This is a genomic window from Streptomyces sp. R21, assembly GCF_041051975.1.
Taxonomy (GTDB): domain Bacteria; phylum Actinomycetota; class Actinomycetes; order Streptomycetales; family Streptomycetaceae; genus Streptomyces.
This window is the reverse complement of record NZ_CP163435.1, coordinates 574,611-591,565: the sequence shown is the minus strand read 5'-3', so window position 1 is coordinate 591,565 and position 16,955 is coordinate 574,611. Positions and strand designations below refer to the sequence as shown.

Genomic DNA, 16,955 nt, shown 5'->3' with positions numbered 1-16,955 from the left:
GTCTGAATCGATGTCTGACGCGACATCGCAGCGGTGAAGTCCTAGGCGAGGAACGTCTTGAGCTCGTGGACGAGCTTGCGGATGTGTCCGGAGAGCACCGGCGTACCGAGATCCTTGAAGCGCTCGCGGAACCAGGGGTTCACGCTGCCGCGGCCGGAGCTGGTGATCGAGCCGACCGGGATGAACTTGGCGCCCGAGCGGTGAATGGCGGCCATGCTCTCGAACAGCGGCTCGGTCCGCCATTCGTAGAAGTCGGAGATCCACACCACGACGGTGTTGCGGGGCTCGGCGATCTTCGGCTGGGCCAGCGTCATGGCGACCGTGCCGTCGGTGCCGCCGCCGAGGTTCGTGCGCAGCAGCGTCTCGAAGGGGTCGTGCACCCACGGTGTGAGGTCGAGCGCCTGGGTGTCGTACGCGATCAGGTGGACGTCCACCTTGGGGAGCCCGGCGAAGATCGACGCCAGGATGGTGCAGTTGACCATCGAGTCGACCATGGAGCCCGACTGGTCGACGACCACGATGAGCCGCTGGGGCGTCGTCTTGCGGGCGGTGTGCCGGTAGTAGAGGCGGTCGACGTACAGCCGCTCCTCTTCGGGGCTCCAGTTGGTGAGGTTCTTCCAGATCGTGCGGTCGAGGTCCAGGTTGCGGAACACCCGCTTGGGCGGGATCGAGCGGTCGATGGCGCCGACCGTGGCCTTCTCCACCTGGGTGCGCAGCACTTCGGCGACCTCGTCGACGAAACGCCGGATCAGGGCCTTGGCGTTGGCCAGGGCCACGCCGGACAGGTTGTTCTTGTCGCGCAGCAGCTGCTCGATCAGCGACATGCTCGGGGTCAGCTGCGCGGCCAGCTTGGGATCGGCGAGCACTTCACGCAGGTGCATCCGCTTGACGAGGTCGGCCTCGATGGCGCCGAGTTCCGGGCCGATCGCCGGGATCAGCCGGCTGAGGTCGGGTGTCGTACCGCGGCCGCCGGTGCCGGTCGGACTGACTCCGCGGCCCCCGGCGCCTCCCGCACCGCGACCGCCGCGCAGTTCCCCGGGCTTGCAGCCGAGCGCACGCTCCAGCCAGCCCGCGTCGGACTGCCAGCGCGACAACTGCCCGGCGCTGACCGTGCCGGAGCCGGAGGCGAAGACGTTGAGCAGCACCTTGGATACGAGCGCCGCGCGCCGCACCTCCGCGGCACGGTCCCGGCCGCCGTCGCGGTCGCCGTCGTCGTCCGATGCGGGCTCGGGCACCATCAGGCCGTCGAACTCGGCCGCCAGGTCGGGGTGTCGCTGCACGATCGAGTCGACGGAGGCCCCCGGGTCCAGCAGCGCGGGCGGCAGGCCGATGTCCTCGACGACGGCGAGGCTCGCCGATTCCAGCGTCGCCTGCTCCTCGGGGTCGAAGAGGCGGGCGAGGAGCCGCCAGTACAGGACCTGACGGCGGTTGTCCTGGGAGGCCGCCTCGGGACTCTCTTCGGTCGTCGGATCGGTCATTTCCGCAACAGCCTTCCGGCACGCTCGCGCAGCACCGCCACGGCGTCCGTGGCGGCCTTCTCGGCTTTGACACCGGCCTTGTCCGTAGTGCCCCCGGCCCACGCCCCGGCATGGATCGCGACTGCCTTCTTCCGTACGGTGGTTTCCACGGCGAGCGGCTGGACGGTGAACGCCCCGTCGTCCCAGCGGACCAGGCCGATGCACGTGCTCGACGCCGCGACGGCCTGGGACGTGAGCGGTCCGGCGGCCGGAATGCGGTCGGCGTCGACGGACAGGTGGTGTCCGGCGATGCTGAACGTCAGGGCGTCGTCGTCTCCTCGGGAGGCGTAGCTCTCCAGGAACACCGGTACGGCGATGCGCGCGGGGTGCCGGTCCAGGGGCGCGGTCGCCGAGGCGGTGGCGGTGGGCAGGACGACTCGGGCGGTGGTGAAGGCGTCGGCCGCTTCGCCGGTGCGGGCTTGCCCGTCGCTCCAGATCAGGTCGCCCTCCGCGGTGATCGGCATGTCCGTGAGATCCATCGCGCGGCCTTCGCCGACGGCCGTCAGCAGCGACATGTGCGGGCGCAGCAGCTGCCAGACTCCGGCTCCGACGACCGTGTCCGGCTTCGGCGCGGAGACACTCGCACGCACCAGGCGGGGCGTGGTGCCGTCGGCGGGCTCGAACACCGCGTGGACCTGGGCCTGCGCGGCGGTCGCGTGCTCGTGCAGGTCGACACCGAGGGGCAGCAGGCGACCGGTGGCCGTTCCGACCGCGGACGCGTCGCTTGCGCCGGGCAGCGTCAGCAGCATCGCGCGCGACCACAGGTCGGCCCACCGGCGCGCCGGGATGTGCTCCAGGGACGCGCCCGGGCAGGACGCCGCGAGTTCGGCGGCGAACCCGTCCAGGAGCGTCGCCAGACGCCGCAGATCCGGATCCGGCAGCATCGCGGAGACCACCTGCGCCGATGCGGAGACCACGTCATGGTCGATGCCCTGCCAACCCGAGCGCGCCAGATCGGACAGCCAGGAGCGGGCGGCCACAAGCAGGTTCACCGCCTGCTGTCCGCCACGTCCCGGCCCCGGCGCCTGATCGAGAGACCGTCCGGTCGCCTCTGCGACGCGGCTGATCAGCGCGTCGTGGACGGAGCCGAGGAGTGCGGTGCGGGCAGCGGCCAGGGCGACGAAGTGGTCCTCACGCGCGGCTCCGGCCGCCGCCTTCTCGGCCGCCTCCGTGACCTTGGCGGCCAGCGGCGTCCCGGTGACGGCGTGGGCGAACGCGGCGAGCCCGGCGGCCTGGGCGGGCTGAGGACGGAGCAGGCCGGTGACGAGGGCCTGGTCGAACGCGTCGACGGCAGCGAGTGCCTCGTCGAGTCCCTCGACGGTTTGGGAGAGCAGGCCGATGCGTTCCCCCACGCTCGAATCGAGCTCGCGCGGAGGGACCCCCATGGCCACCGCTCTCGTCGGAAACCACTGCATCTCCGGCAACGGGGCGGTGGTGGGGGCGAGTTCGAGGTAGGCGAGGTGGCGCAGGAACCGGCTGAAGACCGGCGCGGCGGCCTTGGCGTCCGCCTGCGCCGGGCGGGTGTTGAGCATCTCGGCCGTAAGGGTCCCCGCGTTCGACTCGTCGCCCACGACCTCGACCCTCAGGTAACGGGCGACGCGCTCGACGCCGTACTGCAGCACCGCCTCGTTGATCAGGGCCCGGATGTGATTGCAGAACCCGCCGCGCGCGCCGCCGCAGGGGCGGTTGTTGTTGGTGCTGCAAGCGAACGCGTACGTAGCCGCCGCGATCGACGACACATACACCCGCTCGATGTCCGACCCGCTGGACACCACTCCCTGCAGGCGCCCGTCGGCCAGTTCGACGAACGGAACCTTGCCCAGCTTGCGCGGCCGCGCGGGCGGTATCACCCGCGCCGCACTCGACCTCTCCCAATCCGACAACGCACCATCTCCCATGCACCAGAAGGGCTTCCACACCACAGCGGCGGGACACGACTGAACATAGTGGCGACCACTGACAACGCCGATCTCCGTCATGGACGGCGGCGCGCGGGAGGTGAGGCGCATCCGCGGCGCGCGCCTGAAGTCCGGCCGATCAGCGGTGCTGCGGCGCCGGCCGGCGGCAACCGAGCTCCCGGCTGCTCCAGGACAATGGGCTGATGACGACGCCTCAACTGGTCTCGGCGAGCGAGCTGGAGCGCACCTCCGTGGTCGCCAACAACACGATGAACCGCGGGCGCGGACTGGCCGGGGTGAACAGCTACGCCCGTGAGCTGGGCCTCGACCCCCTCGCCCACTTGTCGGCCCGCCCGGCCGCCCCGTCGTGGCTCGACCTGTGCAGCGGCGAAGGGCGCGCCCTGCGCGAGGCGGCGACCGCCCTGCCCGCCGACGCGGTGCTCACCGCCGTCGATCTCGTGGGACCGCTCGTCCCCGTGCCGGCACCGCCCACGCTGGAGGAAGTCGTCGCGTCGGTCGCGAGTTGGGCGCCGCAACGGACGTACGACCTCATCACGTGTGTGCACGGCCTGCACTATGTCGGCGACCAACTCGGCCTGCTGGTCCGGGCCGCGTCCTGGCTCGCTCCCGACGGGCTGCTGCTCGCGCACTTCGACCCCGACTCGGTCCGATGGGCCGACGGCTCACCGGCCGGGCGGGCCGCCGTGGCCGCACTGCGCACGGCCGGATTCCGCTACAGCGCCCGCCACCACCGGCTCACGCTCGAAGGTGCGCGACAGGTGGTGCTTCCGCTCGGTTATGTCGGCGCCGACCCGGGCGCCGGCCCGAACTACACGGGCCAGCCTGCGGTCGGCTCGCACTACAGCCCCTGCTGAGGACGGTGGCAGGGATTGCTGCCGGGATTCATCCGGTCATCGGTTCGCCGCGGGTGATGTGTGGCCGTGCCCACCGCGGCGAACCGACGTCACGTCAGCCGTCGATGCGGTGCGTGGTCCAGAAGGAGGTCAGGTCCGTGGTCGTGGCGGCCTGGGCGGCTGCCTTGAACTCGGCCGTGGTCGATACGCCGTACCAGTGTGAAGTGGCGTAGTCCTTCAGGAGTTTGGCCATCGCGGTGTCGCCGAGGACGCGCCTCAGGTCGTGCAGGGCGCACTTGCCGTAGCCGTAGACGACGGTGGAGTACCGGGACGAGTGGGCATCCCAGTAGGCCATCGAGTTGGTGATCTTCTCCGCCGTCGAGGCCCACGAGACGCTGCTCCAGCAGCTGGTGCCGGTCTTGCCCAGGGCCAGGTCGGTGGAGTAGTCCGTGAACGCCTCGTCCAGCCAGGGGCTGTTGTACTCGTCGTCGCCGACGATGCCGTACCACCACTGGTGACCGATCTCGTGGGTGAGAGCCGTGGTGCTCACCAGGTCGAGGACGAACCCGGGGTACTCCATGCCGCCGAACCAGTAGTTGTTGTCGATCACGGCGTCCAACTCGCCGTACGGGTAGGCGCCGAACCGCGCCGCGTGGGCGTCCACGGCGGTCTTGGCGGTGCTGAGCATCGACTGGGCGTCGGACGAGGTGATGCCCGAGACGGAGTAGATGTTGATCGGGGTGCCGGCCGTCGAGGTGCCGGAGATCTTGGTGAAGGGACCGGCGCCCCACGCGAAGTCACGCACCTTGGACGCGGTGGCTGTTGTGACGGTGCGCCCGCTGGATCCGGGGGTGTCGACCGAGGTGCCGGTGGCCGGGACCAGCAGGGTGCTCGGGTGGTCGAGCGTCACCTTGAAGTCGGCGGCCAGTGAGTAGAACGACTCGCCGTTGTTGGTGTACGGATCCAGGTGCCAGCCCGCCGCGTCCTTGACGGCGAGCACGGGCAGGGCGTTGCCGATGAAGCTGAAGGCCCCGTCGTGGCCGAAACGGTCGGCGCCGCTGGGAACGGTGATCCCGAGGTCGAAGCCGATCGTCGTGCTCTGCCCCTGCGCCAGTGGCGTCGGCAACGAGATCTGGAGCGCCGTGCAGCCCACCGAGAGCGAACCCGCGGTGCCACCGGTGACGTTGCTGACCGTGATCGGCATCGCGGAGCAGGTGCCGTGGTAGTTGTCCCACAGCCTCAGATAGACCTCGCTGAGCGCGGTGGAGGAGGCGTTGGTGAAGGTCGCGCTCTCGTGGCCGTTCCACACGGTCCCGCTCGTGTTGCTGGTCAGGTTGACCGTGTACGACGGTGCCGCGGGCGTACGCGTGGAGTCCGGGGGCGGGGTCGTGCCGCCGGAGGTGTCGAGGGCGATGTCATCGAGGACGAAGCTGGTCTGGAGGCTGGAGTCCTCGGTGCCGGTGAAGGCGACGGTGACGGTCTGGCCCGCGAACGACGACACGTCGAACGACTTCTGCACGTACCCGGTGTTCTTGTTGAGGTTCGAGTACGTCGCCAGTGTCGTGCTGCCGATCTTCGCCGTCATCTTGTCGTACGCGGTGGACGAGGTCGTCTCGGCGGTGTCGATGTGCAGCCAGAAGGTGAGAGTGGCGGCGCTGCACCCGGACGGGATGGTGACGCTCTGGGAGAGCGTGTCGGTGTGCGTACCGCCGGTGCCGTCCAGCCACGCGAAGCTGGTGCCGCCGTGGGCGGTCTGGCCGGTGCGGTTGGTGATGATGCCGGTCGAGGACTGACTCCAGGGCGAAGTCCCGCTTTCGAAACCGCCGTTGGAGACCACCTGGGTCGGCGTGCACGCGGCGGCCACCGGGAGGGTGGGCGGCGCGGCTGCGGCCGGGGTGGCGGGGAGCAGGGCGGCTGCCAACGCGGCGACGGCGAGTGCGGTCGCGGCGAGGGTCTTGTGGGGGGTCGGTCTCACACGTAACTCCTTTGAGGCGGCCGGGATTCCGGCCTGCTCGGTGGCCGCCCGGCCGGCTTGGGTGCGCCGGTGGACAGCCGCGGGTTGCGCGCATCGCTGGGGCGATCGCGAGGTGAGATTTCAGCCGTGTCCCCTGGGTCAGGTCGACGGCTGCCGGAATCCTGACAGACATGACCGGAACATGCCATCAGGGGCGGGTAAAACTGCTCGCGTTCCGGAAGGGGGATCGGCCCGCGGGTTTCCGTCCGTGCCTGCAGCGGGGAGGCGGCGGCCCCATGGTCGGCGGCATGACTGCGGCGTGAATGACGGGGGTGTGGGAGCTGCCGCCTGCGGCCGCGCCATCCGGTGGTGCGGCCGCAGGCGGCAGCATGGTCGTGCGTCTCCGGCTCAGAGTGTTGCCGCGCCGCGGTGGCGCTAGTTCAGGGTCCAGACCTGGTTGGGCTGCGTACCACCGCCGTAGCAGTCCCATATCTGCAGGAGCGCGCCGTTGGCGGAGCTGCCGGCGTCCAGGCACTTGCCGGACCGGGGGTTGGTGACGGTGCCGTTGGCGTTGAACTGCCACTGCTGCGCGCCTGTGCCGTTGCACGACCAGAGCTGCACCTTGGCGCCGTTGGCCGTGGAACCGGCGGCCACGTCGAGGCACTTGCCGGAGTGCGGGTTGACGAGGGTGGCGCCGGTCCGCGTCCACTTCTGGTTCCAGTCGGTTCCGCAGTCCCACAGTTGGACCGGGGTGCCGTCGGCCGTGCCCCGGTCCAACTGTGGGACTGCGGCCGCTCTGCTATGTCGCCGACCGGTGCGGACTGACCGTTCCCGGGGTGCTGCGTCATGTCAGTTCCAAGGCCGGCCTGCTCATCGCCGTGCTGGAACACCGGGATGTCGAGGACGCCCGGTCGCTTCGCGCGCAACTCGGTGTCGGTGAGCACGAGGTGCCGGACGAGTGGTCCGTCGACGGCCCCGACGGAGTCGGCCTCAGGCAGTTGTGCGCGGCGACGATGCGGCGCAATGCGGAACAGCCGGAGATCGTACGGCTGTTCACGGTGCTCGAGGCCGAGTCGTTGAGCCCGAGCCATCCCGCGCACTCCTACTTCACCAAGCGGCAAAGGCAGGCGACAGCTGCCTTCGCGTCCCTGGCCAAGGGTCTCAGCGACGACCCGGACTCCCTCGCCCGGCACATCGTGGCGATGATGGACGGCCTGCAGATCCAGTGGCTGCGCACTCCAGAGACGTTCGATCTGGTCCGGGAGCGGGAGGGTCGCCGCCGAGGTGCTTTTTGGCGGACCGGAGGGTGGCGCTCGGTCAGTTCGTGCCCTTGGCTGAGACTGCGGACGAAGGCGGCGAGGCTCGCGATTCGTGCCGTGGCGTCAGACGGCCGTGAGGACCTTGGCCTTGGCGCGCTCGTACTCGTCGACCGTCAGGTCTCCGTGGTTCTTGAGCTCGGCCAGCTTGGTCAGTTCGTCGGCGCTCCCGCCCGTCCCGCCGCCGGAGCCGCCCGTCGCGGCGGTCTCGCGCACGTAGTCGCGGAACGCCGCCTCGGACTTCCGGGCGTGCCGCAGCTCGCGCTCGCCCATGCCGCGCCCCCGCGCGATCAGGTAGACGAAGACGCCGAGGTAGGGGAGTACGACGGTGGGCCTTCATCGGCGACATCCACCGGGTCCAGGTCGACACCGGCGCCCAAGGACTCCGGCCACTGTCGTGGTGGCCCCCTTCAGCCTCCGCCCGAGGGGGCTGCGCCGCCTCACCCGGCCGGGGTGACGTCGCTCCAGCAGGGCCAGGATTGTCGCTCCCGGCAAGGACGGCACAGGCAGCCACGCCCCGGTGAACAGGGAGAACGTGCCCAGAGCCGCCCACCCGGCCGCGGACGGTGCGTGCACCCCGGAACCGTCACGCCGATCGGCCGCGGACGGATCGCCCGCGCGAGGTGACCCGTACAGCACGTACGATCATGAGGAAAGGGATGTGCAGAAGATGCTTATTTGTACCTGCCCCCGAACCTGTCCCGGTGATGGCCATGGGTGAAACGGCAGGCTCCCGACCCGGAGCCCGCGCAGCGGGAAGCGAGCCTTTTCCCGCCTCGTCCGATCCGCCGTCGCGGATGCTCACGCCGTCCGGTGCCCCGCTCCTCTCCACCCGCTTCGCCATCCCGACGGTCCCGCCGACGTTCGTACGACGATCACGCCTCACGGAACGGCTGGCCGACGGCGTGAACCGGCCGCTGGTGCTGGTCAACGGCTCGGCCGGGGCGGGCAAGACGCTCCTCGTCGCTGACTGGCTCCGACAGCGCCGGGTCTCGTGGCCCACGGCATGGCTGACCGTGGAGCCCGACGACAACGCCCCGGGAATGTTCTGGGCCTACGTTCTGGCAGCGCTGCGCCATCATGGACTGGATCTGCCGCCCGACATCGGCAGCCCGGCACGCGCCGACGAGGTCGACCAGTTGCTCCTCGCCCGCCTCGCCGCCCATCTGAGCGGGCGCACGGACCCCGTGCTGCTCGTTCTCGACGAGTTCGAGCGGGTGCCCTCCCCGGAGATCGCCGGCCAGCTCGAGTTCGTGCTCCGCCACGCCGCCGCCGGGCTGCGCCTCGTCCTGGTCAGCCGGGTGGAGCCACTGCTGCCGCTCCACCGTTGGCGTGCTGCCGGCGAGATCGCCGACATCCGCGGCGGCGATCTGGCCTTCACCGCGCAGGAAGCGGCCGTACTGCTGGCGCGTCATGGTCTGAGCCGGCCGGACGAGGCGGCACGGACGCTGACCGAGCGCACCGAGGGCTGGGCGGCGGGGCTGCGGCTGTGCGCCCTGGCCATGCAGGAGGCGGACGATCCCGACAGGTTCCTGAAGGAGTTCGAAGCGGGACACAGCACGGTGGCGGACTACCTGCTCGGCGAGGTGCTGGCCAGGCAGCCCGCGCAGACCCAGGAGCTGCTGCTGCGTACCAGCGTGCTGGAACGGACCCACCCCGACCTGGCGAACGCGCTGACCGGCCGTGAGGACAGCGAGGGCATCCTGATCTCGCTCGAGCGGGCGAACGCCTTCGTCACCGCCGTCGGACACTCCTGGTACCGGCACCACCCTCTCTTCTCGGAGATCCTGCGGGCCCATCTGCGCTTCCGGCATCCCGGGCTGGAGGGGGAGCTGCACCGCAGGGCGGCACGCTGGTTCTGCGATGCCGGGCAGTTCACCGACGCCCTTCCGCACGCGGTGGCGGCCGGGGACTGGGAGTTCGCCGCCGCCCAGTTCGTCGACCAGCTCGCGATCGGCCAGCTGTTCACCGGCCTGGACGCCAACCGGCTGGGAGAGGTCTTCTCGGCCATGGCCCCCGATGCCGACGGTCCGGCGCCGGAGCTGGTGCGCGCCGCACGGGATCTCGCCCGCTATGACGTCACGAGCGGCCTCGCCCATCTGGAGCGGGCCGAGGAGTACCTCGCGCACGGGGCGCAGGGCAGCGCTGCCGCCCGACTGAGCCACGCGTTTCTCCGTGTTCTGGCGGGCCGGCTGCTCGGCTCGGCAGCCATGGCCCAGACGGCCGCGAGGGATGCCGAGCAGCTGGAGCGCCAGGTGCCCGCCGAGCGACTGGCGGACCATCCCGAACTGCCCGCACTGCTGCTGACCGGTCTCGGCTCCGCGGAACTGTGGGCCGGGCAGCTCGACGCCGCCCGCGAGGCACTGTGCGCGGCGGTCGAGGCGTCCGGACATCCCGGCACGGCGTCGTCGGGGCACGAGGCGCTCGGCCGCATCGCCCTGATCGACTTCCTGCGCGGGTGGCCCGGGAAGGCCGAGGCCTCGGCGCGCGAGGCCGTCGCGGTGGCGGAGCGGGCCGGGCTGCCCCTGCCGCTCTGCAGCGGCGTCGCCCACCTGGTCCTGGCCGCCACCGCCATCGACCGTGACGAGCGGGCATCCGCCCGCGCCGATCTCGATCGTGCCGCCGCATCCTCCGGCGCCCACGACGACCCCGTCGTCGCCGCCGGAATCACCATCCTGAACTCACGCATGCTGCTGGCCGAAGGCGACCCGGAGGGCTCTCTGTACGCGCTGACCGGCGCGGAGGACCGGTCCGCCGCAGGCGTGCGCTCCCCATGGGTGCGCTCTCGTCTGGCACTGGCCCGGTCCCACGCACATCTGGCCCAGGGACATCCCGAAGCCGCGCTGGACGCACTGGACGAGGCGGTGACCGAAACACCGGACTGCGCCGTCATCGCGGCGCGCGCCCGGATCGCCTCCGGTGACAACGGGACGGCGATCGACATCCTCGACTCCGTCCCCACCGATCCCGGAACCGGTCCCGCCATCACCGTACGGACCCTGCTTGCCCGGGCGGAGGCCGCGGACTGCCAGGGAGACACGGTCGCGGCACGGTGCCTGGTCGTCCGCGCGCTGGGTCTCGCCCGCCCCGAACAGCTGCGCCGCCCCTTCCTGGAAGCCGGGCCGTGGCTGCGCCGCGCCCTGCACGATCCGCTGGTTCCGGCCCACGACTGGCTTCCCGCCGAGCCCTTCGCCACCCCGAGCGCGCGCCCCGCCGGGACGGTGCAGGTTCTCGTCGTGGAGGCGCTCAGTGCGCGTGAGCACGACGTGCTGGAATGCCTGGCGCAGGTGATGTCGACCGACGAGATGGCCGCCGAGCTCTACCTGTCGGTGAACACCGTCAAGACCCACCTCAAGAGCATCTACCGCAAGCTGTCCGCGAGCCGCCGTGGCGAGGCGGTGCGGCGGGCCAGGGAACTGGGGCTGCTCTGAACCGGTCGCTGGTACGGCGGGCTGATGCGTCCTCCGGCCGTCAGGTCCCCAGTAGTTGAGACTTGGCGGCGGTGAACTCCGCCTCGGTGAGCAGGCCTTGGGTGCGCAGCTCGCCCAGCCGGGTGAGTTCGTCGAGCAACCCGCCGCCGGCCGACGGCTGTTGGGGCGGGGCGGGGTCCTGCGCGGTCGGCTGAGCTGCCTGCTGCGCCTGCCGTACAGCTTCCTGCTGTTCGGCTTCCTGTTGCTGTGCGCGGGCCGTGCGGCGGCCGGCGGCGTACGCCGTGCCTCCGACCAGGGCTCCGCGCAGCAGGGGACGAGCAGGGCGTGCGAAAGGCATGATGACGCTCCTCCGGGTCAGGCAGGCTGTCCGGTGGCCGCGGCCGACAGGTCGGCCTCCGCCTCGGTGATCTGCTCGTAGGGGATGCGGACGCTCGCCACGAGACGGCCGTCGTGACGGCGTACCTCGGCGGCGACGTCGCGGGCCCAGACGTTCTCCACGAGCAGGGCCAGCACCGTGGCGTCGGCGTCCATCAGGGTGGCTGTCTCGCCCACGTCCTCGACGCCGACGAGACCGAGCGTACGGCGGGCCACGATGTCGGCCGCCACGTCCCGCAGATCCTCGATGTCCGGTTGTTCTCCACGTTGCGGCAGGTCGGCCGCCACCGCACCACCTGGCATGGGTGAAGGGCGGGAGCTCGGGCACGGAAATCACCCGCTCCGAGTGGCCAACGGGCGGCGGAGGCGCGACTCACCCTCCGGCGTCCGTCGGCGGTGCATCGGCGTGCTCGGCGTGCAGGGCGGCGCGGCCACCGGCTGCCAGCAGGGCGACCAGCGCGAGCACGGCGAGGAGGATCAGCACCAGGAACAGGACCGTCAGCGCCGTCGGGTGGTTCCACAGCGCGAAGACCAGCGCCACGATGAGCAGGGCCCCCACGGTGATCCACCGGCGGTGGGCCTGGACCCAGGTCCCCACCGGCCCGGTGCGCACCTGATGCTGGTACGCCCACCCGGCCGCGGAATCGGCAGTGCGCTCGGACGCGCCGCGCACGGCGCGTGGCAGGCGGCCGGGGCCGATCAGATAGGCGCCCAGCGCGATGACGACGCCCAGGACGATCGCGGTGCGCAGGCTGACCCGCAGAAAGTGCAACAGCGTGTCGAAGATGGCGGCGGCCGCGTCCTTGGACTGCACCTGTGCGGGGAGATGGTCGAGGTAGTAGCGCCGGGCGATCACCAGCACGATCACCACGAGCAGACAGGCGAACGCCCCGCCGAGCGCCGTACGGGCCAGCGCTCGCCGGCGGCGGTGGGCCAGCAGGACCCCGGCCGCGCCGATCAGCACGGTGAGCGGCAGGATCCAGTTCCCCATCACGTCCAGCAGGTGCGCGCCCTTGCGGATCTTGCCCAGTTGGTCGGACTGGAACAGGACCATCTTCTTGTTGACGTCCGGGATATGACTCGCGGGAGACAGTCCGGCGTCCACGAGGTCTTGCTTGATCTTTTCCACCGCGGTGCCGACGTCCAGGGTGACCGTGCCCTCGTCGACGCCGATGGCACCGCGCCCCTGGCCGGTGAGGGCGTGGACGACCGTGGAGTGGGCCGTCCGGTTCGCGCCTGTCCAGATGGCGGCGAACTTGTCGCCGTGGATGAACCGGGTGGCCACCTTGGTCACCGACTGCTCGACCGCGGAGTCGAACTGCGGAGCCAGCCCCTTGACGGCCTGGGCGGCGCGCGGTGGCAGGCCCTGGGACTGCATCCAGGCGGCGAGATCCGAGGTCACCTCGCGGCCGTCCACGCGCACATCGACGGCCTCTACGGTGCGCCTGACCGCGGCGTCCTGGATGGCCGGGTCGGTGGCGAGCGGGGCCATCGTGGACACGTACCGGTCGGTGTCGAGGGCGATGTCATGCACCCACACGGTGATCAACGCGATGGGCACCAGGATGCAGGTGAGGACGATGAGCACGGCCGAAGCCGTATTCCGGGCGATCCGTGCGGCCGGCCCCCCGCGCCGGTGGCCGTCTGCCTCGCCGACCGCGCTCTCCTTGGGCGGGGGCTCAGGAGTCGTCGGCTCGTGCGGGCTGGTCATGGGTCGCTCCAGAGCTGCTGAGGCTGGTGGACCCTTTCATTCCCTCCTCTTTACGGCCCGTCGGCATGCCTGGTGGGCCGTACAGGTGAGGGGGAGCAGACCGCCGTATTACGGAGAATGACGCGCGGCCGCTCCAGACTCCAGCGGTACGCGAGGTGGGTGCTCTGGGCTGAGTCCAGCATGGGGGTATGACCGTGGGACGATCTGTGGGTCGGGTGGGCACGTTGACAATCGGCATCCGCAGGGGCGGGATGGCGTCCGGCATCGCACAGTCAGTCGGTGGCGGCTCAGCTGGGCCGATCCCTACGGACCCGGGCGCGTATGCGGCGGCTGGTGTCCGCGAGCCGCTCCCGGTCGTCGCCCGCTATCAGGATGTGGCCCCACCGAGGATCAGCCGGTCCCGGTCCTGGGAAGCGGCAGGCATGACCGACTCGTACGAACTCCGGGAAGTCCTCGAGCCACGAAGCGTCGGCCAGGCTCTCGGGCGTGGTGTCCTCGGCGGTGAGGTGCAGGGTTCGGGCGACCTGGCCGCGGACCTCTCGGCGCTGCGTGGCCAGCTGCCCGGCGCGCTCCGCCCACCCTGCTCCCAGCACCAGCTCGTACTGGTCCCATCCGGTGGTCAGCGCGGCGATGACGGGGACGGTGTCGCCGCCCGGCCTGGTGTGGGTTTCGATGAGCTGGGGTTGGCCGTCGTGGAAGGCGATCTCCGTGTGAGTGGCCGCGTACCGGACGCCGAGGGCAGCCAGGCACTGGCGTGCGTACGCCACGAGGTTCTCCCGGATCTCCGGCTCCAGCGCGGCGGGGCTTTCGTGTTCCAGTACGACGAAGTGCGGCGGGCCGGAGAGAACTTTCCCCGTGACGGCGACGGCGCGGAAATCCGCGCCGTCGTGCATCCCTTCGACGGTGTACTGCGGACCGTTGAAGCACGACTCCCACATCAGGGAGCCGTCGGGTACGCCTTCCTCAATTACCTCTTGAAGCACCTCTTTGAAGGACGCGGGGTCGTCAAGCCGCCGAACTCCCGCGCTGCCGCTGCCGGCGATCGGTTTCACGATCAGCGGGTAGGCGTCGGCGGGCGGTGTGTCCCGCTCCAGGAGACCGAAGGGCAACTGCGTCACCTCATGGGACGCCAGAGTGCAGCGCATCAGGTACTTGTTCCGCGTTGCCAGCACGGCGGCGGGCGACGGTCCGGGAAGTCCTACGGCAGCGGTGACCAGGGAGGCGGCGAACAGCCCTCCCTCGGTGAAGGAGTAGACGCCCGCGTAGTCGAAGAGCCGAGGCACTGTCAGCACACTCTGGGGATCACTGACATAAGGGCGCCGGTGAATGTGGCGTGCCCGGCCGGCATCCGGTCCCGGCTCCTCGCCGTCCTCCAGGACAACGTCGAACGGCACGCCCAGCCGGGCCAGTGCCGAGTATGCCTCTCTGGGACGCGAACCGATCAGCAACGCGTGCAACGGAACCTCCATGCGCCAGGCGGCTGTTCGGGGTCATGCCCATCCTGCGCGCACCTGTCCGTCGGCAAACGCCGCGGGCGTCGACGGCTGAGGGCGGACCGATGAAATGGGGGCTCCCTGCCCGCGGACCGGGGCGCTGGCTCGCCGCCGGCTCCTTTGCCGGGGCGGCCGGTCTCGGCTCGGTGGTCCCGTTCACCGCCGTCTACTTCACCCGCTCGGTAGGTCTGGGAAGCGGAGCGGTGGGGCTCGGAATGTCCCTCGGCAGTGCCCTGGCCGTCGCCGTGCTGGCGCCCGCCGGACGGCTCGCCGACCGCGTCGGCGCGCGGGTGCTGTCCATCGTCGTGTCGCTGGTGGCCGCGGCTTCGATGGCCTGCTTCCTGCTGGTCAACTCGTACGGCGAGTTCCTGGTCGTGGCGTGCCTGGTGACTGTCGGTCTGGGCGTACGCCGCGTCGCCGAGAACACCCTCATCGGCCAACTCATGGACCAGGACTCCCGGGTGGAGTTCAAGGCGTACCAGCGTTCGGTGTACAACCTGGGCTTCGCCGTCGGCACCCTGGGGGCGGCCGTGCCCCTCCAGATGGGGACCCAGGCCGCGTATGCCGGGCTGATCACCGGTGGAGCGCTGCTCACGGCCACCGTGGCGCTGACCACCTTCCGGCTGCCGTCGACGGCCTTCCCGTCGGCCAAGCCGTCCGTGCCGGCTACAGCACGACTGCAGCATCGCTTTGGCGGGCGTGGCCCGCGCGACGGACCCTACTTGGCCGTCGCGCTGCTGAGCGGACTGCTCGTCGTGCGCAACAGCGTCCTGACGATCGCCGTGCCGCTGTGGGTACTCGGCCACACGGACGCTCCGCCCTCGACGGCCGCCCTGGTCATCGGGCTCAACACCGCGATGGTCGTCCTGTTGCAGGTCAGTGCCTCCCGCCGCGTCGACTCGCCGCGCGCCGCGGTGCGTGTGAACACCCGGGGTGCGCTGGCCCTGCTCGTCGGCTGCCTCTTGTACGGAGCAGCCGGGCAACTGCCGCTGGTCCACACCGTGGTGGTCCTCGTGCTGGCGACGGTCTGCTTCACCTATGGGGAGATGTGGACGTCGGCTGCCGGCTGGTGCTTTGCCTATGACCTCGCGGACCCACGTGCCCCGGGCGCGTATCAGGGCATCTTCGGCATGGGCACCGGCGTGGCCGACATCGTAGGACCGGTGACCGCCACGAGCGTGGTCGTGGCCCTGGGGATCCCCGGATGGGCCGCGGTCGGCGTGTGCTTCGTCGTGGCGGCCCTGCTCACCGGACCCGTGGTGGAGAGGTGCCTGCGGCGCCGCGCTCCCGCCCATCGTCCCCATCAGGCGTCTTCTGCAGACTGTGAGGCATCACCGTGAGCCGTATCGTCATCCTTGCCGAGCAGAGCCTGCGGCCCCATGTACCGAAGACAGCGATCGGTGTGCTGCGCTACCGCACCGACGAAGTCGTGGCGGTGGTCGACAGCAGCAGAGCGGGGGAGGACGCCGGCGAGGCACTCGAACTCGACTTCGGGCGGCGTATCCCCGTGGTGGCGAACATCGGCGAAGCCCTGCAGTGGCAGCCGGACACCGCCCTGGTGGGGGTGGCACCGGCGGGAGACGGGCTCGATCCGCTGTGGCGTTCCTGCGTGCGCGACGCCGTGGAGGCGGGGCTGGACGTCGTGAGCGGCCTGCACCATATGTTGTCGGAGGACGAGGAACTCGGCGCTCTGGCCAAGCTCAGGGGAGTCACTCTCCACGACGTACGCAAGGCGCCGGCGACAGGGCGCATCGCCGGCTACGAGCGTCACCGCCCCGGCAGCCGGGTGGTACTGACCGTCGGCACGGACGGCTTCGCGGGCAAGATGACGACGTCTCTGGAACTGCACGCGGAGACCCGGCGACGCGGTCTCGACAGCTCGTTCCTCGCCACCGGGCAGACCGGAATCATGATCTCCGGGGACGGCCTGCCCGCCGACCACATCATCAGCGACTTTCTGCCGGGGCTGGTGGAGCGGCACGTACTCGACCACGCTGCCCGGCACGACTGGGTCTTCGTCGAGGGACAGGGGTCGTTGAACCACCCGGCGTACTCTGCGGTGACCCTCGGGCTGCTGCACGGGGCGCTGCCCGATGCGATGATCCTCTGCCACCAGTCCGGGGCGACCTCGGTCAACGGCATCCCTCACTGCCCTCTGCCGTCCCTGACGGACGCGGTGCGGATGAACGAGACAGCCGCGAACTGGCTGCATCCGCGCGGCACGAGCAAGGTGGTGGGCATCGCGCTGGCGACATGGCGGCTGACGGAAGCGGAGGCGCGACAGGCCGTACGGGATGCGGAAAGCGAGACGGGACTGCCCGCAACCGACCCGTGGCGCCTGGGCGTTGGTCCCCTGGTCGACGCGCTTTCGGCGGTACCGCCCGCTGCGTGAGCGGAGGCGTCGCC

13 protein-coding genes are annotated in these 16,955 nt (G+C 70.8%); 4 read left to right on the top strand and 9 right to left on the bottom strand.

Features of this window, described 5'->3' with window-relative positions; genetic code table 11:
- Positions 1-41 precede the first annotated feature (41 nt).
- Together AB5J56_RS02850 and AB5J56_RS02845 are read right to left on the bottom strand one after the other, a co-directional pair.
- The gene (locus AB5J56_RS02850; protein WP_369229661.1) at positions 42-1,478 is read right to left on the bottom strand and encodes a VWA domain-containing protein; all 1,437 of its coding nucleotides are present in this window, start codon (positions 1,476-1,478) and stop codon (positions 42-44) included.
- Positions 1,475-2,902: a hypothetical protein gene (locus AB5J56_RS02845; protein WP_369242327.1), complete on the bottom strand. Its 1,428-nt coding sequence runs from the start codon at positions 2,900-2,902 to the stop codon at positions 1,475-1,477. The genes AB5J56_RS02850 and AB5J56_RS02845 overlap by 4 nt, the downstream gene beginning before the upstream one ends.
- A gap of 716 nt (positions 2,903-3,618) precedes the next feature.
- Here AB5J56_RS02845 and AB5J56_RS02840 point away from each other — a divergent pair.
- Entirely contained in the window at positions 3,619-4,290 is a 672-nt protein-coding gene (locus AB5J56_RS02840; RefSeq protein WP_369229659.1) for a trans-aconitate 2-methyltransferase, read from the top strand.
- A gap of 94 nt (positions 4,291-4,384) precedes the next feature.
- On the opposite strand, the gene AB5J56_RS02835 is transcribed toward AB5J56_RS02840, so the two are convergent.
- From AB5J56_RS02835 to AB5J56_RS02825, 3 genes are all read right to left on the bottom strand, one after another.
- Positions 4,385-6,244: a M1 family aminopeptidase gene (locus AB5J56_RS02835; RefSeq protein WP_369229656.1), complete on the bottom strand. Its 1,860-nt coding sequence runs from the start codon at positions 6,242-6,244 to the stop codon at positions 4,385-4,387.
- Positions 6,245-6,658: 414 nt separating this feature from the next.
- Positions 6,659-7,000 carry an RICIN domain-containing protein gene (locus AB5J56_RS02830; protein WP_369229654.1) on the bottom strand — a complete coding sequence of 114 codons (342 nt, stop codon included), beginning with the start codon at positions 6,998-7,000 and terminating at the stop codon, positions 6,659-6,661.
- 605 nt (positions 7,001-7,605) lie between these two features.
- Positions 7,606-7,812, bottom strand: a complete 207-nt coding sequence (locus tag AB5J56_RS02825) for an SHOCT domain-containing protein (RefSeq protein ID WP_369229652.1) — start codon at positions 7,810-7,812, stop codon at positions 7,606-7,608.
- 524 nt (positions 7,813-8,336) lie between these two features.
- Between AB5J56_RS02825 and AB5J56_RS02820 the strand changes: the two genes are divergently transcribed.
- Entirely contained in the window at positions 8,337-10,970 is a 2,634-nt protein-coding gene (locus AB5J56_RS02820; RefSeq protein WP_369229650.1) for a LuxR C-terminal-related transcriptional regulator, read from the top strand.
- 40 nt (positions 10,971-11,010) lie between these two features.
- On the opposite strand, the gene AB5J56_RS02815 is transcribed toward AB5J56_RS02820, so the two are convergent.
- From AB5J56_RS02815 to AB5J56_RS02800, 4 genes are all read right to left on the bottom strand, one after another.
- Positions 11,011-11,307 carry an SHOCT domain-containing protein gene (locus AB5J56_RS02815; protein ID WP_369229648.1) on the bottom strand — a complete coding sequence of 99 codons (297 nt, stop codon included), beginning with the start codon at positions 11,305-11,307 and terminating at the stop codon, positions 11,011-11,013.
- A 17-nt stretch (positions 11,308-11,324) separates the two neighbouring features.
- Positions 11,325-11,648, bottom strand: coding sequence for a DUF6325 family protein (locus tag AB5J56_RS02810; protein ID WP_369229646.1), 324 nt, complete (start codon positions 11,646-11,648; stop codon positions 11,325-11,327).
- A 70-nt stretch (positions 11,649-11,718) separates the two neighbouring features.
- Positions 11,719-13,056, bottom strand: a complete 1,338-nt coding sequence (locus AB5J56_RS02805; RefSeq protein ID WP_369229644.1) for a hypothetical protein — start codon at positions 13,054-13,056, stop codon at positions 11,719-11,721.
- A gap of 287 nt (positions 13,057-13,343) precedes the next feature.
- Positions 13,344-14,513: an acetyl-CoA carboxylase biotin carboxylase subunit family protein gene (locus AB5J56_RS02800; protein WP_369229642.1), complete on the bottom strand. Its 1,170-nt coding sequence runs from the start codon at positions 14,511-14,513 to the stop codon at positions 13,344-13,346.
- Positions 14,514-14,614: 101 nt separating this feature from the next.
- Between AB5J56_RS02800 and AB5J56_RS02795 the strand changes: the two genes are divergently transcribed.
- Positions 14,615-15,889, top strand: coding sequence for an MFS transporter (locus AB5J56_RS02795; RefSeq protein ID WP_369229640.1), 1,275 nt, complete (start codon positions 14,615-14,617; stop codon positions 15,887-15,889).
- Entirely contained in the window at positions 15,886-16,941 is a 1,056-nt protein-coding gene (locus tag AB5J56_RS02790) for a DUF1611 domain-containing protein (protein ID WP_369229638.1), read from the top strand. The genes AB5J56_RS02795 and AB5J56_RS02790 overlap by 4 nt, the downstream gene beginning before the upstream one ends.
- The last annotated feature ends 14 nt before the right edge of the window (positions 16,942-16,955 follow it).